The organism is Pseudomonas sp. CP-1 (assembly GCF_021213715.1).
Lineage (GTDB): Bacteria > Pseudomonadota > Gammaproteobacteria > Pseudomonadales > Pseudomonadaceae > Pseudomonas > Pseudomonas aeruginosa.
Genome location: NZ_JAJQKY010000013.1, coordinates 35,081 through 57,801, shown reverse-complemented (window position 1 = coordinate 57,801; position 22,721 = coordinate 35,081). Strand labels below are relative to the sequence as shown.

Below are 22,721 nucleotides of genomic sequence, written 5' to 3'. Positions count from 1 at the left end.
ATCACCCCCGGGCGCCGCTTTCCGGCGTCGGCCGGCGCGCCAGTTCGTCCACCGCGCGTTCGTCGAGGCGTTCCTCGCTGCCCTCGACCTGGCGCTTCTGCGGCACCAGTTCGACCTTGATCCAGCCGGTCTCGCGGCGGTCGAAGGCTTCGAAGGCCTCGATGGCGTCGCCGATCGGCTTCACCTGGGTGAGGATCTTCGCCGGGTCGATGCGTCCGCTGAGCACATGTTCGAGCAGCAGCGGAATGTACTTGCGATGGTGGCAGTTGCCCATGCGGATGGTCAGGTTGCGGTTCATCGCCAGGCCGATGGGAAACTGCCGCGAGTCTTCGGCGTAGACGCCGATGATCGACAGGGTGCCGGCCTTGGCCAGGCCCTGCACCGCCCACTCCAGGGCCTGTGCGGGGGCGTTGCCGGGACTCCAGCTGGTGCCCTCCTGGCGCGGCGCCGGGGTGGCGGTGCCATGGCTGTGCTCGGCGTCCACGCCGACGGCGTCGATGGCGCGGTCCACGCCGATCCCGGCGGTCAGCCAGCGCAGGGCCTGGACCGGATCCTCGCGCTCGAAGTCGATCACTTCGGCGCCTTGCTGGCGGGCCATGTGCAGGCGGTCCGGGTGGCGGTCGATGGCGAACACCCGGGCGGCGCCGAGGAGCAACGCGCTGGCGATGGCGAACTGGCCGACCGGACCGCAGCCGAACACGGCGACGGTGTTGCCGGGGGCGATACCGGCCAGTTCGGCGCCGAAGTAACCGGTGGGGAAGATGTCCGACAGGAGTATCGCCTGGTCGTCGCTGATGCTGCTGGGCAGGCGGATCAGGCCGATGTTGGCATAGGGAATCCGCGCTTTCTCGGCTTGCAGCCCATGGAAGCCGCCGTTGGCCCGGGGACCGCCGAAGAACGCGGTGCCGGCCTGGCTGCCGCCGGGGTTGGCGACGTCGCACTGGGCGTAGTAGCCGGCTCGGCAATACACGCAATTGCCGCAGGCGATGGTCGAGGGAATCACCACCCGGTCGCCGACCTGCAGGTTGCGCACTTCGTCGCCGAGCGCCTCGACGATGCCCACGCCCTCATGGCCGAGGATGGTTCCCGGACGCATGCCGCCGACGCTGCCACGGACGAAGTGCAGGTCGGTGCCGCAGATCGCCGAGGCGGTCAGCCGCACGATGGCGTCGGTGGGTTCCTGCAGGCGCGGCTCCGCCACGTCTTCCAGGCGGATGTCGCCGATGTCATGGAATACCACGGCTTTCATGGCGTTCTCCCGGTTGGGGCCCGGCCTCGGCCGGAACGGCAAAGGCGGGCCGGGTGGAAGAAAGGCTCAGTAGTGGGCCTGGGCGACGCCCTGCAGGACGGTGGCGCTGGAGGCCTGGTCGCGGCAGCTGGCGATGTTGCCCAGGGAAACCACGCCGACCAGCCGCTTCTCGCGGTTGAGCACCGGCAGGCGGCGCATCTGGATGTCGGCCATGTTGCGGGCCACGTGCTGGACGTCTTCGTCTTCGAAGCAATAGTGGATGTCGCCGCTCATGATGCGGCCCAGCGGGGTATCCCCGGACAGGCCGCCGGCCACCGCGCGGATGGCGATGTCGCGATCGGTGATCATCCCGACCAGGCGGTCGCCTTCGCCGACCAGCAGGGCGCCGCTGTCGATCCTCGCCATGGTGGCGGCCGCCTCGCGGATGCTCTGCTGCGGGTCGGCGACCTGGACGTTGCGGGTCATGATGTCGCTGATCTTCATGCTGTCCTCCTGTGTAGGGTGGATGTGCAGGCGCCGCGTGCGGCACCTAAAGGTTCCGACTGGAGGTGCCGGGGGCGGTTCAGCTTTTTTCCCCGCCGTTCATCCTTCCGCTCCGGCGCCCGGCGGTTGTAGCTCGAACAGCAGGAAACTGCGGCCGCCGACCAGGAACTCGCTGGCGAACGGGTAGCGTTCGCCGAGCGGGTCCTCCGGCCGCTGGGTATCCAGCAGGCAGGACCAGCCGCTGCCTTCGGCCACCTCGGGAAGACGGAAGGACACCGCGTCGTGGTAGGCATTGAGGATCAGCAGCAGGGTGGCATCCTCACCGCTGCGCAGGATCCCGGTGGGTTGCGCGCGGCCATCGAGGAGCACGCCGAGACAGCGGGCGTGCTCGTCGTGCCAGTGTTCCTCGGTCATCTCCTCGCCGCCGGGCGCCAGCCAGGTGACGTCCTTGACCCCCAGCGCCTCGTTGTACTCGCCGACCAGGAAGCGCCCCCTGCGCAGGATCGGATAGCGTTGGCGCAGGGCCAGCAGGCGCTGGGTGAAGGCCAGCAGCGAACGGCCCTCGTCGTCCAGCCGCCAGTCGATCCAGCCCAGTTCGTTGTCCTGGCAATAGACATTGTTGTTGCCCTGCTGGGTGCGGCTGAACTCGTCGCCGGCGACCAGCATCGGGGTGCCCTGGGACAGCAGCAGGGTGGACAGCAGGTTGCGCATCTGGCGCAGGCGCAGGGCGCGGATCTCCGGGTCGTCGGTGGGGCCCTCGCAGCCGTGGTTCCAGGACAGGTTGTGGTCGCTGCCGTCGGCGTTGTTCTCGCCGTTGGCCTCGTTGTGCTTGTGATCGTAGGAAACCACGTCGCGCAGGGTGAAACCGTCGTGGGCGGTGACGAAGTTCACCGACGCGTAGGGCCGCCGTCCACGCTGGTCGTAGAGATCGCCGGAGGCGGTTAGGCGTCGCGCCAGTTCCGGCAGCATGCCGTCGTCGCCGCGCCAGTAGGCGCGCACGCAATCGCGGAAACGGTCGTTCCATTCCGCCCAGCCGGGCGGGAAGCCGCCTACCTGGTAGCCGCCGGGGCCGCAATCCCAGGGTTCGGCGATCAGCTTGCACTTGCTCAGCACCGGGTCCTGGCGGCAGGCGACGAGGAAGCCGTGGCGCTCGTCGAAACCGTCCGGATGGCGGCCGAGGATGGTCGCCAGGTCGAAGCGGAAGCCGTCCACGCGCATCTCTGTGGCCCAGTAGCGCAGCGAGTCGGTGACCATCTGCAACACGCAGGGGTGGCTGAGGTCGAGGGTGTTGCCGGTGCCGGAATCGTTGATGTAGTAGCGGCGCTGGTCGGGCATCAGGCGGTAGTACGAGGCGTTGTCGATGCCACGCATGCACAGGGTCGGACCCAGCTCGTTGCCTTCCGCGGTGTGGTTGTAGACCACGTCGAGGATCAGCTCCAGCCCGGCGTCGTGGAGGTGCGCGACCATCTCCTTGAACTCGTTGACCTGGCCGCTGGCGAGGTAGGCCGGGTGCGGGGCGAAGAAGGCGATGCTGTTGTAGCCCCAGTAGTTGCTCATGCCGTTTTCCAGCAGGTGCTTGTCGTCGACGAAGCCGTGGATCGGCAGCAGCTCGACGCTGGTCACCCCGAGCCGGCGGATGTGCGCCAGCAGGTCGGCGTTCATCAGCCCGGCGAAGGTCCCGCGAACCGCCTCCGGGACCTGCGGATGGCGCATGCTGAGCCCGCGCAGGTGGGCTTCGTAGATCACCGTGCGGTCCCAGGGGACGCGTACCGGCGGGCGCTCGGCCCAGGTGAAGGCCGGATCGATGACCTTCGACTTGGGCACGAAGGGCGCGCTGTCGCGCTCGTCGAAGCTGAGGTCGGCGTCGGCCGAGCCGATGGTGTAGCCGAACAACGCCTCGGACCAGCGCAGGCGGCCGACCAACTGCTTGGCGTAGGGATCGAGGAGCAATTTGTTGGGATTGAAGCGGTGGCCGGCATCCGGCTCGTAGGGACCGTGCACCCGGTAGCCGTAGATCTGCCCCGGGTGGGCGTCGGGCAGGTAGCCGTGCCAGATCTCGTCGGTGTACTCGGGCAATTCGATGCGCTCGATCTCCTTTTCCCCGCGCGCGTCGAACAGGCACAGCTCGACCTTGGTCGCGTGGGCCGAGAACAGCGCGAAATTGACGCCGAGGCCGTCCCAGGTGGCGCCAAGGGGGAAGGGGTGCCCTTCGCTGATCCGCGAAGGGGCGGGGCTACGCTTTCTGCTCATGCACTGGACTCCTCATTCGCCCGCTTCGGGCTTGCGGCGGCTGCGCGGCTTGGCCGCCGCCGGTTTTTCGCTGGCGGGCCGCGCCGGGGACGTGGCCCTCGGCTTGCGCGGCTTGGCGGCCGGCGCTTGCAGCAGGGCCGGGGTTTCCTTGGCGGCCTTGGCCCGACCGCGGGTCTTCTTCGGTGCCGCTGCGGCGGCTTCCGCTTCGGCCAGTTGCCGGGCCATGGCCCAGTGGCGTTCGGCCTGGCCGTCGGGGCAGCCCTCGGATTCCCAGATCTGGTAGGCGAACTCTCGTATGCGTTTTTCGTCGGCGCTCATGGGGTGTCCTCCTGGGCGAGGCGGTAAAGCAGGTTGACGGGAAAGTCGGCGAGCACTTCGGACAGGCTCAGGTGCCCGTCGCTGGGCAGCGGCATGGTGGAAAACAGGCCGCTGTAGGTGCATTCGGAGAGACTCGGCGGCAGCAGCAGGCAGGTGTCGCCCCAGGCCTCGGCCGGCACCTGCGGCTGCGTGGCGTGGCCGAGCAGGGCGCAGGCCAGGCGCGGGACCACCACCAGCAGGCAACCGTGACGACTGCGCCGGGCGAAGGCCAGGACCCGCTCGGCATGCTCGCCGCTGACCTCCAGGGGCAGGTAGTCGCCGTCGCGGAACAGGCCCGGCTGCATCCGCCGCAGCCCCAGCACGCGGGCGATCAGGGTCTGCTTGATGCGACCGTCGCGCCAGTGCTCCAGCAGTTCCGGGAAGGGCGTCGGCGCGGCCAGGGCGGCGGCGTGCCGGGCGAAGTCCACCGGCCTCCGGTTGTCCGGGTCGACCAGGCTGAAGTCCCAGTCCTCGCGCCCCTGGTAGAGATCGGGGATACCCGGGCAGGTCAGGCGCAGCAGGCATTGGGCGAGGCCATTCAGGGCCCCGGCCGGCATCAGTCGCGCCGCCGCGTTGCCCAGCGACTGGCGCAGGGCCTGGGCCAGTGGCGCGCGCAGGAGTTGTTCCAGATAGTCGGCGCAGGCGCGCTCGTAGTCTTCGTCGGGCGCGGTCCAGCGCGTGCGCAGCTTGGCTTCGCGCAAGGCCTTGCATTGCCATTCGCGCATCCGCGCGAGGAACGCTTGGTCCAGGGCGGCGCCGTCGCAAGGCGCGTCGAGCGGCCAACTGCCGAGCAGGGCCTGGAACAGGATCAGCTCGTCGCCGGGACTCGGCGCCGGCCCCTCGGCGAGGTCGCGGCGTAACGGCGTGGCCAGGCTTTGCCAGTGCTCGACGTTACGCGCGAACCAGGGCGCCAGTTCACTGAGCGCCGCAAGACGGGCGCGGGCGTCCTCGCCGCGCTTGTGGTCATGGCTGGCGGTGGCCAGCAGGGCGCGCGGGCTGGCCAGGCGCCTGGCTTCGCAGGCGGCATGGAATTCCTCGGCGGAAGCGGCGAAGCGCTGCGGGTCGAAGCCGACGTCGTTGCGCGAGAGCAGGGCCGCCGAGCGATAGCAGGCGGTATCCTCCACGGCCTTGGCGGCGGTCGGCGAACTCAACTGCTGGAAGCGCGCCAGCAACTCGCCGCGCAGGCGCCGCAGCGGACCGGGCGGCAGCTCGCGCAGCGGCTGCCCGCCGAGCCAGCGTTCGAGATGGTCGAGGACCGCCCGGTCGGCTTCGTCGAGATCCTCGCGGGCCGCCTCTGCGGCATAGCGGAACACCTCGCGATCCTGCACCGAGCGACCGCAGGCCCCGGCGTAGGTACGGTAGACCGGAAAGCGCGCGAGCAACTGGAACAGCGCGCGGCGGATACCGCCCAGGGTCAGGTCGCGGCTGGCCAGGTCGGCCCGCGCCACCCGCAAAAGACCCTGGGCGAGGTTCTCCAGGTCACCGGCGAGGCTTCCCGCCAGGACCAGTTGGCGAGCCTGGTAGACCTCGTCGAGAAACGCCTCCGGGCGTCCGCTGACCCGCTGCCAGAGTTCGCGCAACGGTCGTTCGCCGCGCGGATCGTGCTGCAACAGGCTGACCTGGTTCATGAAGTCGTAGCCGGTGGTGCCGTCGCACAGCCAATCCTCGGGCAGGCGCTCCTCGCCACCGAGGATCTTCTCAACGTACAGCAGCATCGGCGCGCCGCCGCGACGGGCGCGGATCCGCTCGCTGCGGCGGCGCAGGCGTCGGCAATAGCCGCGCGGATCGGCCAGGCCGTCGACGTGATCGATGCGCAGGCCATCGAGCAGACCGTCCTCGAGCAACTGGAAGACCTTGCCGTGCACGGCCTCGAACACCTCGCCGCGCTCGACCCGCAGGCCGACCAGTTCGCTGATGTCGAAGAAACGGCGCCAGTTGATGTCGTCCGCCGCGGTGCGCCAGCTGGCCAGGCGGTAGTGCTGCGCCTCGAGCAGGCGGTGCAGGCGTTGGCGAGCCTCCTCGTGGCGTTCCTGGAGCTTGCCCAGCGTGCGCTCCAGGGCGGCGCGCGGAGCGCTCTCGGCGAGCGCAGCCGCCAGTCGACGCTGCATCTCGCGCAAGGTCTCGCGGTCCTGCTGGCACTCGCGGAAACCGCCGGCCAGGTCTGACAGGCGCGGCTCGCCGCTGTCTTCCAGCAGCTCCGGGTAGCTGCCCGGCCAGAGGGGGAAGCGCTGCTCGCCGTGGCTCGCCAGCAGGCGGCCGGCCTCGCGGTCCAGGCTCAGGCCGATCTCCCCGGCAGCCAGGACCTCGCCGTAGTCGCTGCGCAGGAACGGCAGCAGCACCTGGCCGCGCAACGCGGCGTCGTGGGATTCCCACTGGATGTCGAAGAAACTCGCGTAGGGACTCTCGCGCCCCCATTCGAGCACGTCCTGCCACCAGGGATTGGCGCCGCCGCCGATGCCCATGTGGTTCGGCACTATGTCCATGAGCAGGCCCATGCCGCGTTGCCGCAGCCCCTGGATCAGGCGCAGCAGCGCCGGCTCGCCGCCCAGTTCCGGATTGATCCGGGTCGGGTCGACCACGTCGTAGCCGTGGCTGGAGCCGGGCCGCGCGCGGAACAGCGGCGAGGCGTAGAGATGGCTGATGCCCAGGTCGGCGAAATAGTCCAGCCAGGGCAGGGCATCGTCGAGGGTGAAGCCGGCGTGGAATTGCAGGCGCAGGGTAGCGCGGGGCTCAATCATGGGCGGCCTCCTCGGCATCCCGGCGGCTGCGTTCGAGCAGGCGCAGGCGCCGGTCGACCTGCGGCGTTCCGAGCATCTGCGCGGCGTTTTCCGGCCAGCGCCGCCGCCAGTTCGGGTGGGCGTCGCCGGGGCCGGGCAGGTTCGGCTGCTCCAGGCTGCCCAGGGCGTCCTCCAGGGGCAGTAGCACCAACGGCGCGGGGGTTGCCCCGACATAGCCGATGCAGGCGTCCAGCGGCACTTCGGCGGCGGGGTCGGGATCGACCGGCGGTTCGAGGCTGGCGGCCAGCGCCCGGCGCTCCTCGGCGCGCAGTTCCAGGTCGGCCGCGCATTCCTCGGCGCTGCGGTGTCCGGCGCGGCCGCGCCAGTGGATGTCCTGGCCCCGCCACCAGCCGGACAGGCTCGGCAGGTCGTGGGTGCTGGTGGTGGCCATGGCGTCCGCCGGCCATTGCGCCGGGGGCACGAAGCGTTCGCCGCGCCGCTCGAAGAGCAGCACGCGGGTACCCAGCACCTGGCGGCGTGCCAGTTCCTCGCGCAGGCCTTCGGGCACGGTGCCGAGGTCCTCGCCGATGACCAGCGCCGAGGCGCGACTGGCCTCCAGCGCCAGCAGGCGCAGCAGCTCGCGTTGCGGGTAGCGCAGGTAGGCGCCGGCGTGGGGCGGCTGGCCGCGCGGGATCAGCCAGAGACGTTGCAGGCCCATCACGTGGTCGATGCGTAGCCCTCCGGGCCAGGCCAGGTTGGCCCGCAGCATCTCGCGGAATGCCCGGTAGCCGTGGCGGCGCAGGCCTTCGGGATTGAACGCGGAAACGCCCCAGTCCTGTCCGGACTGGTTGAGGATGTCCGGCGGCGCGCCGACATTCACTTCGGCGAGCAGCTCTTCCTGCCGCGACCAGGCCTGGCTGCCGCCGCCGTCGGCGCCCACCGCCAGGTCGGCGACCAGACCGATGGCCATCCCGGCCTCGCGCGCCTGGCGCTGGGCATGTTGCAGGCAACGTTGGGTCAGCCACTGGCCGAAGGCGCGGAAGTCCACTTCCTCGGCGTGATCGGCGCAGAATGCGGCCACCGCCGGCTCGCCGGGGCGGCGCAGCGGCTCCGGCCAGCGTCGCCAGTCGGGGCCAGCGCCCAGGTGCGCCTGCAGGGTCTCGAAGCGGCAGTGGTGCAGCAGCGCCTCGCCGGCTTCGCGGCGGAATTCGGCGAGGTCGTGGCGCAAGGGACTGGCGCGCTCGGTGAAGTCGCGGTGGAGTTGGCGCAGCAGGCGCATGCGCAGGTCCGCCGCCGCTGTCCAGTCGATCAGCTCCAGGCTCTCCAGGCGGGCCATCTCCGCGGCCAGGCCGGCGCGACGGATCGCCTGTTCCACCGCCGCCGCGCCGAGAATGCTCGCCGGCGCGGCGTGCAGGACATTGAAGAACAGCCGGCTGGACGGCGAGTAGGGGCTGTAGGCATGTCCGTTGGCCTCGGCGAGGGCGTGCAGCGGGCTGATCGCCAGCGCGTCGGCGCCATGCCGCGCGGCGCTGCGCAGCAGGTCCTCGAGGGCGGCGCTGTCGCCCAGGCCGCCGTCGCCGGGGCGGCGCAGGGCATAGACCTGGGCGGCCAGACCCCAGCGACGCGAGCGACCCGGGGCGAGGCTGGCCAGGGACGGACAGCTCGGCGGCGCCATCGCCACCGCCCATTCCCGCTGCTCCAGCGACAGCTGCGCATAGCCGCTGCGGGCCTGCGCCGGCAGGCGGCCTTCGGCGTCCAGGCGCAGGGCGATCCGCGTGCCGTCCTCGTAGACCAGTTCGCCCGGGGTGCCGGCGGGGCCGAGCGCTTGCTCCAGCGGCTGGCCGCATTCGCCGACCAGCAGTCCGAGGTTGGCGCTGTCCTCGCGCAGCCGGGCCAGCGCGGCCAGGCTCTGTTCGATCTGTTGCGGACTCTGCGCCGGATAGCCGAGTGCTTCCAGCAGGCCGCGCTGGACCTCCGGGTCGACCCGCTGCGGCCGTCCGTTGGCGTCCTGCCAGTCGAGTTGCAGGCCCACGGCGGCGGCCAGTTCGGCCAGGCGTGCGTCACTCATGGGCGGGCTCCAGGCTGACCGCGATGCTGCGGGGACTTAGGCGGCCGCGGCGATACTCGGCACAGGCGAGGTTGTCGAGGAACAGCACCTGGGTGGCGGCCGCCGGCGGCTCGACTTCCGCTTCGAGCGGAGAAGGGTTGAAGTCGATTCGCCAGTCACTGCCGTCACCGAGTCGCCAGCGCGCCGACAGCGCGGCGCCGGCGATGGTGGTCACGCCCAGCGAACGGGCGCCGCGCAGGCGCGGGATCAGGTGTTCGTGACGGATTTCCAGCAGTTGCCGGTAGAAGCCGCGCCAGGCCGGGTCGCAATCGGCCAGGCCGGGACGCGAGCGCTCGAAGGTCTCCACCGCGTTGGGATCGGGGAGCGAAGCCAGGGTGGCGCCGTCGCCGAAGCGGCCGAACTCGCCGAACTCCTTGCGTCGTCCCTCGCGGACCGCGTCCGCCAGTTCGCCCTGGTGATCGGTGAAATACAGGAACGGTTCGCGCGCGGCGCATTCCTCGCCCATGAACAGCAGCGGGATCATCGGCGCGAGCAGTTGCAGCGCTATCGCCAGGCGCAACGCCTGGGGTTCGGCGAGAACGCTGAGACGCTCGCCGAAGGCGCGGTTGCCGACCTGGTCGTGGTTTTGCAGGAACAGCACGAAGGCGTCCGGCGCCAGGTCGGCACTCGGTTCGCCGCGCGGCCGGCCGTGGCGGTTGGCTTCGCCCTGGTAGACGAAGCCTTCGGCCAGGCAGCGCGCCAGGCACCGCAGCGGCTCGGGGTAGTCCTGGTAGTAGCCGTCGTTCTCGCCGGTGAGCAGGACGTGCAGCGCATGGTGGCCATCGTCGTTCCACTGTGCGTCGTAGCCCTGGCGCAGCAGGCTGGCGCGGTTGTCGTCGTTCTCCAGGACCAGGTGCAGATGGCGCTCGGGGCCGGCGGCGCCGCGCAGGCGGCGGGCCATCTCGACGAGGAACGCGCTATCGGGAATCGCGTGCACGGCATCGAAGCGCAGGCCGTCGATGCGATAGTCGAGCAGCCACATCAGGGCGTTTTCATAGAAGAACTCGCGGACTTCGCCGCGACGGAAATCGATGGCCTGGCCCCAGGGCGTCTGCCGGTCGTCGCGAAAGAACGCGGCGGCGTACTGGGCGAGGTAGTTGCCGTCCGGGCCGAAGTGGTTGTAGATCACGTCGACGAAGACCATCAGGCCCATGCCGTGTGCGCTGTCGATCAGATGTTTGAGCTGCTCGGGCGTGCCGTAGGCCGACGCCGGGGCGAACGGCAGCACGCCGTCGTAGCCCCAGTTGCGGCGACCGGGAAACTCGCCCAGCGGCATCAGCTCCACGGCGGTCACGCCCAGTTCCACCAAGCGCGGAAGGAAGCGCTCGACCTCGGCGTAGGAGCCGAACAGGCCGACGTGCAGCTCGTAGATCACCGCTTCGTGCCAGGGCCGCCCGCGCCACTCGTCGACGCGCCAGGCGTAGGCGTCATGGTCCAGCACCTGGCTGTGGCCATGCACGCCGTCGGGCTGGAACTGCGAGGCCGGGTCCGGCACCCCGGGGCGGCCATCGATGCGGTAGCGGTAGCGGGTGCCGGGCGGACAGGGCAGGGTCGCCTCGAACCAGCCGCTGTCGCTGCCTTCCAGCGGCCAGTCGCGGCCGTCGGCGGTCTCGACCCGGACCTCGCGGGCGTCCGGAGCCCAGAGGCCGAAGCAGGTTCGGCCGTTGCCTTGGAACTGGGCGCCGAAGCGGCGCCGGATCGCCATCATTGGCGTACCCCGCGCAGGGCCGGAGCGGTATTCCTCAACAGGCGCCGGTACAGGCGGTTGTAAGGCTCCACCGAGTCGCTCCAGAACATCGGCGCGGCCATCGCCTTGCAGCGCATGGCGTTGAGCAGCGAGGGACAGTGGTAGACGTTGATCGCGCGCATCACCGCGTCGAGGTAGCTCTGCGCGGTTTCCTCACGGAACAGGAAGCCGGTGACCCCGTCGACGATGGTATCGGCGAGGCCGCCGGTGCAGCGCGCGATCGGCAGCGAGCCGAAACATTGCGCATAGAGCTGACTGAGCCCGCAGGGCTCGTAGCGCGAGGGCATGAGCAGGAAGTCGCTGCCGGCGTAGATACGGCGGGCCTCGGTCTCGTCGAAACCGATATGCACGCCGACCTGGCCGGGATGACGCCGGGCGAGCTCGAGCATGGCCTTCTCCAGGTTCGGCTCGCCACGGCCGATGCTGACCAGGCGGCCGCCGGCCTGGAGCAGGGCATCGCTGATCTCCAGGGTCAGGTCGATGCCTTTCTGCTGCACCAGGCGCGAGACCACCGCGAACAGCGGCCCCTTGCCCGGCTCCAGGCCGAAACGCTCCTCCACGTAGCGCGTGTTGGCGCGCTTGCCGGCCCATTGGCGGGCGCTGAAGCCGGCCACCAGGTGTGGATCGCAGTGCGGCTGCCAGCTATCGTCGATACCGTTGACGATGCCGCTGAGCTGACGCTTCTCGACCTTGCACTTGAGGATGCCGTGCAGGCCGCAGCCGTATTCCGGGGTAGTGATTTCCTGGGCGTAGGTCTCGCTCACCGTGGTGATGTGGTGGGCATGGGCGATGCCGGCCTTGAGGAACGACAGGCGCCCGTGGAATTCCATGCTTTCGTGGCTCAGCGCTTCGTCGGGAAGACCCAGCTCGGCGCTGCATTGCAGGTCGCAGAGGCCCTGGTAGGCGAGGTTGTGGATGGTGAACAGGCTCGGCGTGCGCACGCCGTTCCAGGCCATGTAGGCCGGGGTCAGCGCCGACGGCCAGTCATTGGCGTGCACCAGGCCCGGCTGCCAGCCCTGGGCGCCGCGGCCGCCGGCGATCTCGGCGGCGGCCAGGCACAGGCGGGCGAAGCGCAGGTGGTTGTCCGGCCAGTCATTGCCCTGGTCGTCCATGTATGGCGTGCCCTCGCGCTCGTAGAGCAGCGGGCAGAGCACCAGCATGACTTCCAGGCCGTCGTCGAGGGTCACCAGGCCGATCTCGCAGGGCGGGATCGCCGCCTGGCCGGGCAGGCTGCCGATGATCCGCAGGTCGCGGCAGCGCTCCAGCACCTGGCGGTAGCCGGGCAACAGGACCCGCACCGAATGCTCGCGCTTGAGCACCCGCGGCAGCGCGGCGGAAAAGTCGCCGAGTCCGCCGACCTTGACGAAGTCGCTTAGCTCGGCGGTGACGAAGAGTATCCGATCCCTCTGTTGCGGCGGGTCCTGCGGGTGCAGCAGCGACGGAAAAGCGGTCAGTACCGCGGGTTCTTCCAGGCAAGCGCCTGCAACAGAATGTCCCATGTCATCCTCCGGTCGTACGTTGTCCTTGGCGTTGGTCGGTCGGACTCCGTCGCGCCGTGGCATGGGCGAAGTCCTTGCTAGGGGTGACCGGAGGGGAGCGGCGGAAGTTTAGTTTTTTTTACCGGCGGCTCGGCTTGCGAGAGGCCTCGCCAGGGGGTTGCAGGCGAGACGACGGGCGCGGCGGGTTGCCGAATGCAAGGCTTGCCGGGGGCTTTCTTGCAAAATGCAAATATCAATTCGCCGGCTTGTTTTTCAACTTATTGATTTATAAGAATTTTATTTTCCAGAGAAATTGGTACGCCTTCTGCTCGGCAGAGATACGCCTGATTACCGGCGTCAAAGAATCTGATGAGACAGGAGGCCAGCAATGCTAGAGACCGATGAAAACCTGGTTGAGTACCTGGAAGAGCATTTCAAGGATGTGCGCGTCAGTTGCCAACCTCGGCCTGACGGCGCGTTGCTGGTGACCTTGCGTAACGACCAGGGCAAGCGCCTGGTGAGCCGGGCGATCTCCGACCAGGAGCAGAGCAACCCGCTGTTGCTGAACCAGGTGCTGGAGCGTATCCGCCGGGACCTGATCATCGACCAGGGGCCGCTGCAGATCCGCGACAGCGACTATTTCCGCAAGCGTATCGACCTGCTCACGTTCCGCGATAGCGACAACCAGCATCTCACCCACCGCAAGGTCCTGGTCGCCGGCGGCAAGCTGCGCACCATGAGCCTGGCTCGCTGAGCCGGCTGTTTCAGCGCCGGGGCGGCCAGGCGCCGACCCGGCCTTCCGACGCATGGTCCGAACCAAATCCGCTCTCGTACCCTCCATCTAGAACTCATACCAACGATGGAGGCGGACATGCGTTTTTCCATTTCTGCATCATCGGGTGCGCCAGCGACGAGTCCACGCAACCCATCCGGGGACCCGGACGAATACCCGGTTCCTGACCACGAAAGCCACGTCCCCCAGGAGTTCCCGGAAGAAGTTCCGATGGAACGGCCCGACGAAGAGTCCCTCTCGCCCATACCGGAGCCCTGAACGCCGGGTCTCCATCCAGGAGGAGCGGAACATGAGCGCAGACCCTCGGCAGAGACTGGTGGTGGCCCATAGCGTCGATCCCGCGGCCGCCGAACATGAAGTGCAGGGCAACCTGGCCCTGGCGCGCTGGCTGGCGGAAGTCCAGAAGCTGGAGTTCGGCGGCCGCTACGAACCCGAATTGCACCAGCGAGGCCCCCTCTACCTGGTCCCGACCCGCACCCTGGTCGGCAGGGAGACCGCCGTGCGCCTGGGCGTGAACAGTGACGAAGATCTGCTCGGCGGTTTCGTCGAGCACGCGCTCATCGCCGGCAAGGCCATCGTCCATCCGCTGCCGCGCGGCGGCGTGGCGCCGGAAGGCTGGAACCCGCTGTTCGCGGAGAAGGTCCGCGACGTCGTGCTCAACGGCGTCAGCGTCTTCAGCCTGGCCGACGCACACCGCGCCGGCGCCCGCCTGCTCGCCGAAGGACCGGTGCGGGCCAAGCTGGCGGAGGCCTGTGGCGGCCTCGGCCAGTACGTGGCGCACGACCTCGACGAACTGGACGGCTGGCTCGGCGGGCTGGAGGAGCGCCAGTTGGCGCAGGGCCTGGTACTGGAAGCCAACCTGGACGGGGTCGTTACCCATAGCGTCGGCCAGCTCCGGGTCAACGGCTTCCTGCTGAGCTACCACGGTCAGCAGCACCAGACCCGCAACGCGCGCGGCGAACTGGTCTACGCCGGCTCTGACTTGCTGGTGGCGCGCGGTGGCTATGCCGAGCTGCTGACCCTGGACCTGGCCCGCGAGGTGCGCCAGGCCATCGAGTACGCGCGGATCTTCGACACCGCCGCGGCGATCTTCTTCCCCGGCTGCTTCGCCTCGCGGCGCAACTACGACATTGCCCAGGGCCGGGACGGCAACGGTCGGGAGCGCTTCGGCGTGCTCGAGCAGTCCTGGCGGGTCGGCGGCGCGAGCAGCGCCGAGATCGCCGCGCTGGAGGCCTTCCGCGCCGACCCGGGACTGCCCGCGGTGCGCGCCGCGTCGTTCGAGATCCACGAAGACAAGCGCCTGCCGGACAACAGCCGGGTGATCTATCGCGGCCCCGACGAACACGGCGACTTCCTGCTCAAATATGCGATGACGGGGGAGGCATGACGGCGAACAGCGAACGCATCCGCATCGGGGTCGGCGACGACCGGATCGAAGGCACCTTCCTCAGCCCCCGGGCGAAGGTCCCCGGCGTGCTCTTCGTGCACGGCTGGGGCGGCAGCCAGCAGCGCGACCTGAAGCGCGCCCAGGGCATCGCCGGGCTCGGCTGCGTGTGCCTGACCTTCGACCTGCGCGGCCACGGCGCGGAAAGCGGGCGCCAGGCGCTGGTGACGCGCGAGGACAACCTGCAGGACCTGCTCGCCGCCTACGACCGGCTGGTGGCCCACCCGGCCATCGACAGCCAGGCGATCGCGGTGGTCGGCACCAGCTATGGCGGCTACCTGGCGGCGATCCTCAGCCAGTTGCGCGCGGTGCGCTGGCTGGCCTTGCGGGTACCGGCGATCTACCGCGACGAGGACTGGCTGACGCCCAAGCTGCTGCTCGACCGCGAGGACCTCATCGAGTATCGCGGCAGCCTGATCCCGGCCGCCAGCAACCGAGCCCTGCAGGCCTGCGCGGGATTCCGCGGCGATGTGCTGCTGGTGGAGTCGGAGTTCGACAGCTATGTGCCGCACTCGACCATCATGAGTTTCCGCGCCGCCTTCCAGCAGACCCATTCGCTGACCCACCGGATCATCGACCACGCCGACCATGCGCTCAGCAGCGAGGCGGCGCAGGACGCCTATACCTCGATCCTGGTGGACTGGATCACCGAGATGGTGGTCGGCGAACGTCTCAGCATCACCCCGGCCTACGCCACCATCCATCCGGCTTTCTGAACGCTCCGCGACGGCGAGCCTCCCACCTTCCGTGGGCGCTGGTTGCTGCCCACGTTCCGTGCCGGCAGGCGCCGGCGCCGACAGACGCGAGAACTCCCGGACAGCTCCGGGCCAAGGAGAGCGAAATGAACCAGACCAACCTCGACGACACCCTCGACGTACTCAACGACCTGCTGCAAACCAGCAAGGATGGCGAGGCCGGCTTCCAGGCCTGCGCCGAAGACCTGCGCGATCCGCAGTTGAAGGCGGCGATGCTGGAGCAGAGCCGCGACTGCGCCGCGGCTGCCGACGAGCTGGAGCGGATCGTCCTGGAACTGGGTGGCAAACCCAAGGACAGCACCAGTTTCGCCGGTGACCTGCATCGGCGCTGGGTCGACCTGAAGTCACTGGTCACCGGCAAGGACGAAGAGGCGGTGCTCAACGAATGCGAGCGCGGCGAGGATGTCGCCAAGCAGCGTTACCAGGCGGCGCTGGAAAAACCGCTGCCGGCGGAGATCCACCAGGTGATCGAGCGCCAGTACCAGGGCGTGCTCCGTCACCACGACCGGGTCCGCGCCCTGCGCGACGCCCGCGCCTGAGGCCCGGTGCCGCGAGGGGAATGCCATGAGGCGGTCCCGGGCCTTGCTGCGCGACGGCCAGGAACCGCGCTCATTGCGGATCTCCGCGTTTCCGCTGATCGAGGCGACCGCCCGTCCTCGTGACTGAACTCGGCGGAGGAGCGCGTGCTCAGCCAGAGAGAGTGCCGGAGCACTCGGATAACAAACCGATGAGGAGCGACCATGAACGCCATCGAATTGCTGGTCCATGACCACGAGACCGTGAAGAAACTGCTCAACGAACTCAGCGAGACCACCGAACGGGCGCTGAAGAAGCGCAGCGAGCTGCTGGGCAGGCTGGAGCTGGAACTGGTGCTGCACACCGCCATCGAGGAAGACATCCTCTATCCGGCGATCAGGGACAGCGGCGGCAAGGAAGAGCTGAAGATGTACTACGAGGCCAAGGAGGAACACCGCACGGTGGACTCCCTGGTCCTTCCCGACCTCAAGCGCACCCGCCCGGACACCGTGCAGTTCGCCGGCCGGGTCAAGGTGCTCAAGGAACTCCTGGAGCACCACATCGAGGAGGAGGAGGGCGAGCTGTTCCCGCGCGCCCGGCAATTGCTCGACGCCGCCGCCCTCAAGCAACTCGGCCAGGCCATGCAGCAGCACAAGAAAGAGCTGAAGGCGCGCCTGGAAAAACGGGCGGCCTGAGGCATGCGCGAAGAAGACCGCGCCTTGCTCGAGGAACTGCTGCTGGCACGTGGCCCCGGTGGCCAGGAAGACGAGGTCAGGGCCATCTGCCAGCGGGAACTCGAGGGCTGTTGCGACGAGGTCGGCAGCGATGCCGCCGGCAACCTGGTCGCGCGCATCAGCCCGCCGCACCTGCCGCGCGAGCAGGCGCGGCGGGCCGCGGTGCGGCTGCTCGCGCACCTCGACGAGATCGCCATGATCGTCAAGCGCGTCGAGGCCGACGGTACCCTGCGCGTAGTGGCGCTCGGCGGCGCCCAGCCGGTGAGCTTCGGCGTCTGTCCGGTACAGATCCTGGCCGGCGAGGCGGTACTCGACGGCGTGCTGTCCTACGGCAGCATGCATGCTACCGGCGAGTCGCCGCAGGGCTCCGACGTGCTCTCGGGCGCGGTGCACTGGCGCGACGTACACGTGGTCACCCGGCGCAGCGCCGAGGAACTGGCGAATCTGGGCGTGCGACCGGGTACCCGCGTGGTGCTCAACCGTCTGTGGCGGCGCCCGTTGTACTTCCAGGATTGCGTCGCCGCGCACTTCCTCGACGACCGCGCACCGCTGCTCGCCGTGCTCGGCGTGGCTCGCGAGATCGCCCGGCGCCGCGACGAGTTGCACGGCGACCTCTACCTGGTGCTCACCACCATGGAGGAGGAGAGTAACGCCGGCGCGCTGTTCGCCGCGCGCCGACTGCCGGGCGACATCAGCATCGCGGTAGAAGTCGGCCCAACGGTAGCCGAATACGGCACCCGGCTGTGCCGCGACCCGATCGTCAACAGCGGCGACTCCAAGGGTTATTACAGCCGCCATGTCACCGACCGCCTGTTGCGGGCCGCCGAACGCTGCCAGTACCAGCCGCAGGCGGCGCTGCTGGTGGACTTCGCCTCGGACGCCAGCGCGCTGCTGAGCCACGGCGAGGCCGCGCAGGTCGGCTGCATCGGCATTCCGACCGAGAACACCCACGGTTTCGAGATCGTCCTGGAAGAGGGCATCGAGGCTTGCCGGCGGACGCTGGTCGAGTTCCTCGTGCAACCGCCGGACGACGAAGCCTGACCGATAACCGAAGCAAGGAGAATTCCATGAACGAATACCTGCCGACTTCGACGGCCAATGGCCTGCCGCACAACCTGCAGCGCGGCGAGCGACTCGCTTCCATCGGCGCCGGACTGGTCCTGGCCGGCTTCGGCCTGGCCCGCGGTGGCTTGCCCGGCGCCTGCAAGGCGGTCGCCGGCGGCCTGCTGGTCAGCCGCGGGTTGAGTGGGCATTGCCATGTCAAGGGCCTGCTCAATGAACCGCGGGAAGAGTTGCAGTTGCTGCGCGAAGAGGTGCAGCACCTGACCCGCCGCCTGCAGCGCCTGCAGGAGCGCCAGCGCGACGACTCGCGGCAGGACGCTGCGCTGGACGCCGAGCTGCCGCCGAACCTGCCGTGATAGCCATGGGCCCTGCGCCTGGCGCAGGGCCCACCGAAGAGAGGAGGGCGAGACGATGGCCAGCCAGCTGTTCCTGATCAGCTACATCCTCGACGACCAGCCGATGACCTGCGAATTGCACAGCGAGGCGGAAACCCTCAGCCGCGAGGAGGCCCGCCGCCACTTGGAGGCACTGCATCGACCGCACGACGCCGAGGCGATCAGCGATATCCAGGTCAGCAAGGTGGAACGTACCCATGAACCGGGCACCACGCCGGGACACTACCAGCAGCCCTGACGGCGGGAGGGAAAAAGAAGGGGGGAGGGGCTCAGCCGGTGCCGGTCTGGAGTTCCGCCTCGAACTCGCCGAAGCGCGTGATTTCCTCGCGCAGGTTGAGGATGAAGGCGCTGAGGTCGCTGAAGCTGCTGCTCTTCAGGAAGTCACTGTTGGGCACGATGTAGAGCGCGCCGTGGGGACCACCCACGCGGCAACTGATGGTCACCGTGAAGTCGGGGTTCAGTTGGCACTGGCAGTCGTGGTCGCGCAGTTCCTCCTCGAGGATCTTCTTCAGGTACAGGTAGGAAAGGTTCATCTGGCCAGCTCTCCCCGGTTTGCGCAACGCAAGAAAAAAATCCACTCCGTCCCTGGAGCGGGATTAGCCTGAATCAGAGAGAAACCGTCGATACATGCCAACGGTACGGATAACTATAGGTGCCGCGAGGCCGAAATGCCGGCAACATCCAGAATCTGCGGGATAAGCTGCATCCCGCATGGCGCGCGGGATGCAGAATGCAAGAGATCGTGCAGAACGCTGATGCCGGAATGCAATCATCGCGGGTGAAAAGCCCGTTCGGCACTCCTTATAAGCATCTGGAAAATTCGCAACGCCATCGGGTTATATGTGTTTTCTCGATATCTCCGCTACGAACCTCGCCGATTCACCGGCGAAGAAGCCGATCTTTTTTGCCGGGTTTCCCGCATCGCCCGCCGCAATCCCCTTGCCACCCCGTAACCGAGCAGGCAGCCGAGCAGGGTAGCGCCGACCTGCAAGACCAACCCCAGGGCATTGGCCAGGCTCGGCGAGCGTGCGAGTACGCCGGCTTCGGGCCAGAACGCCAGCCATACCGCGACGAAGGCGAGCACCAGGTCGTACCAGGCGCCGCTGACCCCGCCCGGGCGGTAGCCGCGAACGAAAACGATGAAGGCGCTGAAGGCCAGGGCCAGCAGCAAGGTGCCGAAGGCCTGGCTGAGGGTATCGGGGCCGGACATGGCGGGTTCTCCTCAGGGCGCCAGGCGCAGGCACTGGCGCTTGTGCAGGCCGAGACGGACTTCGTCGAGCAGCGCTTCGGCGCAGGCGAATACCCTGGCGGCCTCCACTTCCGCGACGTCGCCGGCGCGGCTGAAATCGTCGATGCGCAGGCCGGCGGGCAGGCTCGGGACCTCCACCAGCGTCCAGTCCAGGCCGCTGACCGTGAGGCTGCGCTCGAGCCCGGCACCCAGTTGCTCCTCGCCGGCGTCGCGCGGCGCCACCAGCCATTGCCAATGGCCAAGCAGGAACAGGCGCGGTACCTCGGCGCGCAGGGCGCCATCGATCAGCGCGGCGCAGATCGGCGGCAAGGCTTCGGCGGCGTAGTCGGACAACGGCGCGAACAGCAGGTCGAGACCGGCAGCCGCCTGGCTGACCTCGATCGACGACGCCAGGCTGGCTGGCTTGCAGCGCAGCCCGGGGCGCGCCTGCAGGCTGTTGAGATCGGCTTGCAAGGCGCTGACTTCGATCTGTCGCTGCAAGGCGGCGGCGATCAGCGCCTGGCTCAGGCTGTCGTGGGGATGGAATATCCCCAGCTTCAGGGTTGCGGTTTCCAGATTGCGCATGGGAACTCCGGGGTCGGTGCGGTGGAAAGGAGATGTCCCTACCTGCATATCGAAAGCCATACTCCGCACAAGGTTCCGGCGAATGGAATTCGCCGGCCGCGCCGGGGTCTTCCGAAAGGTCGGCCAAGTTCCTGGGGCGAGCCAGCGAGCGGCCGGAAGACGTTCTTCGTACTACCTTGCTGGGTGTGCCTTGCAGCCCGGGTCGAGCAGCCGACGAGTGAACACGTCCATGAAAACCACAAGAAAACCGAAAGTCCCCTTGAACCAGGCCACGCGCAACCGCCTGCTCGACGAAGCGGTCGACGACTACGCGATCCACACGCTGGACAGCGCTGGCCGTATCGCCAGCTGGAGCGCCGGCGCGGCGCGCCTGTTCGGCCACGACGCGAGCGAGATCCTCGGCCGCGACTACGCCTGCTTTCATACCCGCAAGGACCGCGACGCCGGCGTTCCGCAACAGGCGCTGCGCCAGGCGGATGCCGAGGGCCGCTTCGAGACCGAGGGCTGGCGGGTGCGCAGCAACGGCAAGCGCTTCTGGGCGCAGGTGGTGATCGACGCCATCCGCGACAGCCAGGGCCAGTTGCTCGGCTTCGCCCAGCTGATCCACGACCTCAGCGAAGGGCGCGCGGCCAAGGAGGCGCTGCGGCGCAGCCAGGAGCAGTTCCGCCTGCTGGTGCAGAGCGTTACCGACTACGCCATCTACATGCTCGACCACCGCGGGCGGATCACCAACTGGAACCTCGGCGCCCAGCGGATCAAGGGCTACCTGCCGGAAGAGGTGATCGGCCGGCACTTCTCCTGCTTCTACACCCCCGAAGACCGCGAGGCCGGCGAACCGGCCCGCGGCCTGGCCGCCGCCGAACGCGAAGGGCGTTTCGAGAAGGAAGGCTGGCGGGTGCGCAAGGACGGCAGTCGCTTCTGGGCCAACGTGGTGATCGATCCGATCCGCGACAGCGATGGCCGGCTGATCGGCTTCGCCAAGGTAACCCGTGACATCACCCACCGGATCGAAGCCGAACGCGAACTGGAACGGGCCCGCCAGGAGCTGTTCCAGGCCCAGAAGATGGAGTCCCTGGGGCACCTCACCGGCGGCGTGGCCCACGACTTCAACAACCTGCTGACGGTGATCATCGGCAGCCTCGGGCTGCTGAAGAAACGCCTGCCCGGCGACCAGCGCACCGCCGACCTCTTGCAGAACGCCCTGGAGGCCGCCCAGCGCGGCGCCAACCTGACCCAGCGGATGCTTTCCTTCGCCCGCAAGCAGCGTCTCGATCCGCAGCCCTGCGCGATCCCCGACCTGCTGCGCGGGATGACCGACCTGCTGATCCATTCCCTGGGACCGAGCGTATCGATCGAGACGCGCTTTCCCCTGGATCTCGACCTCGGCCTGACCGACGCCAACCAGCTCGAACTGTCCATCATCAACCTTGCCACCAACGCCCGCGACGCCATGCCCAACGGCGGGCGCATCGTCTTTTCCGCGAGCAACCAGCGGGTGCCGGCGGACAATCCCCATCGCCTCGCACCGGGCAACTATATCTGCCTGAGCATCAGCGACACCGGCAGCGGCATGGACGAGGAAACCCTGCGCCGTGCGGTGGAACCCTTCTACACCACCAAGGGGGTGGGGCGTGGCACCGGGCTGGGCCTGTCGATCGTCGACGGCCTCGCCGAGCAGCTCGGCGGCCGGCTCACCCTGGAGAGCCAGCCGGGCGTCGGCACCACCGCGAACATCTGGATACCCGCCGTTCCGCGAACCCCGGAAAGCGCCCGTACGGGCAATGGCGCGACGCCGCAGGCGCCCAGCGAAAGCGAGCGGGTGCGCTTGTCCTGTCGAGTACTGGTGGTGGACGACGATCCGCTGGTGTTGAACAACACCGCGGCGATGCTGGAGGACCTCGGTTGCTCGGTACTCAAGGCCGACTCCGGCAGCCTGGCCCTGGAGATTCTCACGGCGACGCCGGAGCTGGACATCCTCCTGACCGACCAGGCGATGCCACGGATGAACGGCAGCCAGTTGGTGGAGCGGGTCATGGCCCAGGGCCGGCCGCTGAAGATGGCCCTGGCCACCGGCTTCGCGGAAAAGATCGAAGGCGCGGCGGCACAGTTGCCCAAGCTGGCCAAGCCGTTCGGCCAGGAAGAGTTGTACCTGTTCCTGACCGGCACGCTGAAGGCCGGCTGAGCCTCAGCGCAGGTACTCGCCGCTGCCGGCCAGGCTTTGCCCCCAGAACTCGATGAAGATGAAGGCGGTGGTCAGCAGGGTCAGGAAGCCGACGCCGAGGATGCAGAAGGCGTAGAACAATGTCTGCCGCTCCTGCATGCGCATGAACAGCGGCAGGCCGGTGAACAGCAGGCGTACCGAGTAGGCGCAGGCAGCCGCCGCGGCCAGCAGCAGGAGGATCCGCCAGGGCACCAGGGCGACGATCCCGGCGAGCATCAAGGGCACGGCGATCGCCGTGGTGAAGGTCAGGCTGCCCGGTACGCTGGGGCGCGACGGCGTGCGGAACAGCACCCAGCGTACGAAGAAGCCCATGATCACCACGCCGGCGACGAAGCCCAGGTAACACATCGTCGCCAGCAGCAGGGCGCTGCCGCTGGAGAGGTGTTGCACGCTGTCGTTGCCCGGCAGCGACCAGCCGACCTGGGTAGTGCCGATGAACAGGCAGGCCGCCGGCAGCAGCGGCAATAGCAACAGCGGAACGAGGAAGGCGAAAGGGTGATGGTCGTAGTCCTGGCGCAGACGAGGCCAGGCATTGGAGGGACTGATCAGTAGCCGAGCCATTTCGCGGGTCATGACGGGCACCTCTTTTCTGTGGCGTTC

At 68.7% G+C, this 22,721-nt stretch carries 21 protein-coding genes; 9 read left to right on the top strand and 12 right to left on the bottom strand.

The genetic code is table 11. From position 1 onward, the window contains the following. Window position 1: 1 nt before the first annotated feature. The 8 genes from LT948_RS22940 to glgA form a co-directional block, all read right to left on the bottom strand. Window positions 2-1,249: a zinc-dependent alcohol dehydrogenase gene (locus LT948_RS22940; RefSeq protein ID WP_003088939.1), complete on the bottom strand. Its 1,248-nt coding sequence runs from the start codon at window positions 1,247-1,249 to the stop codon at window positions 2-4. Between the two features lie 66 nt (window positions 1,250-1,315). After that, window positions 1,316-1,732: a CBS domain-containing protein gene (locus LT948_RS22935; RefSeq protein ID WP_003088942.1), complete on the bottom strand. Its 417-nt coding sequence runs from the start codon at window positions 1,730-1,732 to the stop codon at window positions 1,316-1,318. Between the two features lie 99 nt (window positions 1,733-1,831). Beyond that, window positions 1,832-3,982 carry a glycogen debranching protein GlgX gene (glgX, locus tag LT948_RS22930; RefSeq protein WP_003132147.1) on the bottom strand — a complete coding sequence of 717 codons (2,151 nt, stop codon included), beginning with the start codon at window positions 3,980-3,982 and terminating at the stop codon, window positions 1,832-1,834. Window positions 3,983-3,994: 12 nt separating this feature from the next. Then, entirely contained in the window at window positions 3,995-4,300 is a 306-nt protein-coding gene (locus LT948_RS22925; RefSeq protein WP_003088948.1) for a DUF2934 domain-containing protein, read from the bottom strand. Continuing rightward, on the bottom strand, window positions 4,297-7,077 hold the full coding sequence (locus LT948_RS22920; protein ID WP_218816326.1) for a malto-oligosyltrehalose synthase: 2,781 nt from the start codon (window positions 7,075-7,077) through the stop codon (window positions 4,297-4,299). Before LT948_RS22920 ends, LT948_RS22925 begins: the two co-directional genes overlap by 4 nt. Beyond that, window positions 7,070-9,124 (bottom strand): 4-alpha-glucanotransferase, encoded by a 2,055-nt coding sequence (malQ, locus tag LT948_RS22915; protein ID WP_033993713.1) that lies wholly within the window; start codon window positions 9,122-9,124, stop codon window positions 7,070-7,072. Before malQ ends, LT948_RS22920 begins: the two co-directional genes overlap by 8 nt. Continuing rightward, on the bottom strand, window positions 9,117-10,868 hold the full coding sequence (gene treZ, locus LT948_RS22910; RefSeq protein WP_003132140.1) for a malto-oligosyltrehalose trehalohydrolase: 1,752 nt from the start codon (window positions 10,866-10,868) through the stop codon (window positions 9,117-9,119). Before treZ ends, malQ begins: the two co-directional genes overlap by 8 nt. Then, complete coding sequence (gene glgA, locus LT948_RS22905) at window positions 10,868-12,409, bottom strand: glycogen synthase GlgA (RefSeq protein WP_023657445.1); 1,542 nt, start codon at window positions 12,407-12,409, stop codon at window positions 10,868-10,870. The genes treZ and glgA overlap by 1 nt, the downstream gene beginning before the upstream one ends. 367 nt (window positions 12,410-12,776) lie before the next feature. On the opposite strand from glgA, the gene LT948_RS22900 reads away from it, so the two are divergent. From LT948_RS22900 to LT948_RS22865, 8 genes are all read left to right on the top strand, one after another. Beyond that, window positions 12,777-13,142 carry a DUF3509 domain-containing protein gene (locus LT948_RS22900; RefSeq protein ID WP_003088957.1) on the top strand — a complete coding sequence of 122 codons (366 nt, stop codon included), beginning with the start codon at window positions 12,777-12,779 and terminating at the stop codon, window positions 13,140-13,142. A 328-nt stretch (window positions 13,143-13,470) separates the two neighbouring features. After that, window positions 13,471-14,568: a DUF3182 family protein gene (locus LT948_RS22895; protein ID WP_073657400.1), complete on the top strand. Its 1,098-nt coding sequence runs from the start codon at window positions 13,471-13,473 to the stop codon at window positions 14,566-14,568. Further along, window positions 14,565-15,341 (top strand): alpha/beta hydrolase family protein, encoded by a 777-nt coding sequence (locus tag LT948_RS22890; RefSeq protein ID WP_003110771.1) that lies wholly within the window; start codon window positions 14,565-14,567, stop codon window positions 15,339-15,341. Before LT948_RS22895 ends, LT948_RS22890 begins: the two co-directional genes overlap by 4 nt. A gap of 125 nt (window positions 15,342-15,466) precedes the next feature. Further along, window positions 15,467-15,919, top strand: a complete 453-nt coding sequence (locus tag LT948_RS22885; protein ID WP_003088965.1) for a ferritin-like domain-containing protein — start codon at window positions 15,467-15,469, stop codon at window positions 15,917-15,919. 201 nt (window positions 15,920-16,120) lie between these two features. After that, a complete protein-coding gene (locus LT948_RS22880; protein ID WP_003088967.1) occupies window positions 16,121-16,591 on the top strand; it encodes a hemerythrin domain-containing protein in 471 nt (156 codons plus the stop codon). 3 nt (window positions 16,592-16,594) lie between these two features. Continuing rightward, a complete protein-coding gene (locus LT948_RS22875; protein ID WP_003088971.1) occupies window positions 16,595-17,671 on the top strand; it encodes a M42 family metallopeptidase in 1,077 nt (358 codons plus the stop codon). A gap of 26 nt (window positions 17,672-17,697) precedes the next feature. Further along, window positions 17,698-18,048 carry a YgaP family membrane protein gene (locus LT948_RS22870; protein WP_003088973.1) on the top strand — a complete coding sequence of 117 codons (351 nt, stop codon included), beginning with the start codon at window positions 17,698-17,700 and terminating at the stop codon, window positions 18,046-18,048. Between the two features lie 55 nt (window positions 18,049-18,103). Next, entirely contained in the window at window positions 18,104-18,325 is a 222-nt protein-coding gene (locus LT948_RS22865; protein ID WP_003088976.1) for a hypothetical protein, read from the top strand. 31 nt (window positions 18,326-18,356) lie between these two features. Here LT948_RS22865 and LT948_RS22860 read toward each other — a convergent pair whose 3' ends face one another. The 3 genes from LT948_RS22860 to LT948_RS22850 form a co-directional block, all read right to left on the bottom strand. Then, the gene (locus LT948_RS22860) at window positions 18,357-18,665 is read right to left on the bottom strand and encodes a hypothetical protein (protein ID WP_073657401.1); all 309 of its coding nucleotides are present in this window, start codon (window positions 18,663-18,665) and stop codon (window positions 18,357-18,359) included. A gap of 284 nt (window positions 18,666-18,949) precedes the next feature. Further along, window positions 18,950-19,297, bottom strand: coding sequence for a hypothetical protein (locus LT948_RS22855; protein WP_003110770.1), 348 nt, complete (start codon window positions 19,295-19,297; stop codon window positions 18,950-18,952). Between the two features lie 12 nt (window positions 19,298-19,309). Beyond that, a complete protein-coding gene (locus LT948_RS22850; protein ID WP_003088985.1) occupies window positions 19,310-19,900 on the bottom strand; it encodes a hypothetical protein in 591 nt (196 codons plus the stop codon). A gap of 229 nt (window positions 19,901-20,129) precedes the next feature. Here LT948_RS22850 and LT948_RS22845 point away from each other — a divergent pair, with 229 nt between their 5' ends. Next, window positions 20,130-22,082, top strand: a complete 1,953-nt coding sequence (locus LT948_RS22845) for a hybrid sensor histidine kinase/response regulator (RefSeq protein ID WP_003162797.1) — start codon at window positions 20,130-20,132, stop codon at window positions 22,080-22,082. Window positions 22,083-22,085: 3 nt separating this feature from the next. Here LT948_RS22845 and LT948_RS22840 read toward each other — a convergent pair whose 3' ends face one another. After that, complete coding sequence (locus LT948_RS22840) at window positions 22,086-22,694, bottom strand: Yip1 family protein (protein WP_003123473.1); 609 nt, start codon at window positions 22,692-22,694, stop codon at window positions 22,086-22,088. Between the last annotated feature and the right edge of the window lie 27 nt (window positions 22,695-22,721).

Bases quoted from the DNA above. Each gene is read 5' to 3' on its own strand.
- LT948_RS22940 (WP_003088939.1), bottom strand. From the start codon at position 1,249: ATGAAAGCCGTGGTATTCCATGACATCGGCGACATCCGCCTGGAAGAC.
- LT948_RS22935 (WP_003088942.1), bottom strand. From the start codon at position 1,732: ATGAAGATCAGCGACATCATGACCCGCAACGTCCAGGTCGCCGACCCG.
- glgX (WP_003132147.1), bottom strand. From the start codon at position 3,982: ATGAGCAGAAAGCGTAGCCCCGCCCCTTCGCGGATCAGCGAAGGGCAC.
- LT948_RS22925 (WP_003088948.1), bottom strand. From the start codon at position 4,300: ATGAGCGCCGACGAAAAACGCATACGAGAGTTCGCCTACCAGATCTGG.
- LT948_RS22920 (WP_218816326.1), bottom strand. From the start codon at position 7,077: ATGATTGAGCCCCGCGCTACCCTGCGCCTGCAATTCCACGCCGGCTTC.
- malQ (WP_033993713.1), bottom strand. From the start codon at position 9,124: ATGAGTGACGCACGCCTGGCCGAACTGGCCGCCGCCGTGGGCCTGCAA.
- treZ (WP_003132140.1), bottom strand. From the start codon at position 10,868: ATGGCGATCCGGCGCCGCTTCGGCGCCCAGTTCCAAGGCAACGGCCGA.
- glgA (WP_023657445.1), bottom strand. From the start codon at position 12,409: ATGGGACATTCTGTTGCAGGCGCTTGCCTGGAAGAACCCGCGGTACTG.
- LT948_RS22900 (WP_003088957.1), top strand. From the start codon at position 12,777: ATGCTAGAGACCGATGAAAACCTGGTTGAGTACCTGGAAGAGCATTTC.
- LT948_RS22895 (WP_073657400.1), top strand. From the start codon at position 13,471: ATGAGCGCAGACCCTCGGCAGAGACTGGTGGTGGCCCATAGCGTCGAT.
- LT948_RS22890 (WP_003110771.1), top strand. From the start codon at position 14,565: ATGACGGCGAACAGCGAACGCATCCGCATCGGGGTCGGCGACGACCGG.
- LT948_RS22885 (WP_003088965.1), top strand. From the start codon at position 15,467: ATGAACCAGACCAACCTCGACGACACCCTCGACGTACTCAACGACCTG.
- LT948_RS22880 (WP_003088967.1), top strand. From the start codon at position 16,121: ATGAACGCCATCGAATTGCTGGTCCATGACCACGAGACCGTGAAGAAA.
- LT948_RS22875 (WP_003088971.1), top strand. From the start codon at position 16,595: ATGCGCGAAGAAGACCGCGCCTTGCTCGAGGAACTGCTGCTGGCACGT.
- LT948_RS22870 (WP_003088973.1), top strand. From the start codon at position 17,698: ATGAACGAATACCTGCCGACTTCGACGGCCAATGGCCTGCCGCACAAC.
- LT948_RS22865 (WP_003088976.1), top strand. From the start codon at position 18,104: ATGGCCAGCCAGCTGTTCCTGATCAGCTACATCCTCGACGACCAGCCG.
- LT948_RS22855 (WP_003110770.1), bottom strand. From the start codon at position 19,297: ATGTCCGGCCCCGATACCCTCAGCCAGGCCTTCGGCACCTTGCTGCTG.
- LT948_RS22850 (WP_003088985.1), bottom strand. From the start codon at position 19,900: ATGCGCAATCTGGAAACCGCAACCCTGAAGCTGGGGATATTCCATCCC.
- LT948_RS22845 (WP_003162797.1), top strand. From the start codon at position 20,130: ATGAAAACCACAAGAAAACCGAAAGTCCCCTTGAACCAGGCCACGCGC.
- LT948_RS22840 (WP_003123473.1), bottom strand. From the start codon at position 22,694: ATGACCCGCGAAATGGCTCGGCTACTGATCAGTCCCTCCAATGCCTGG.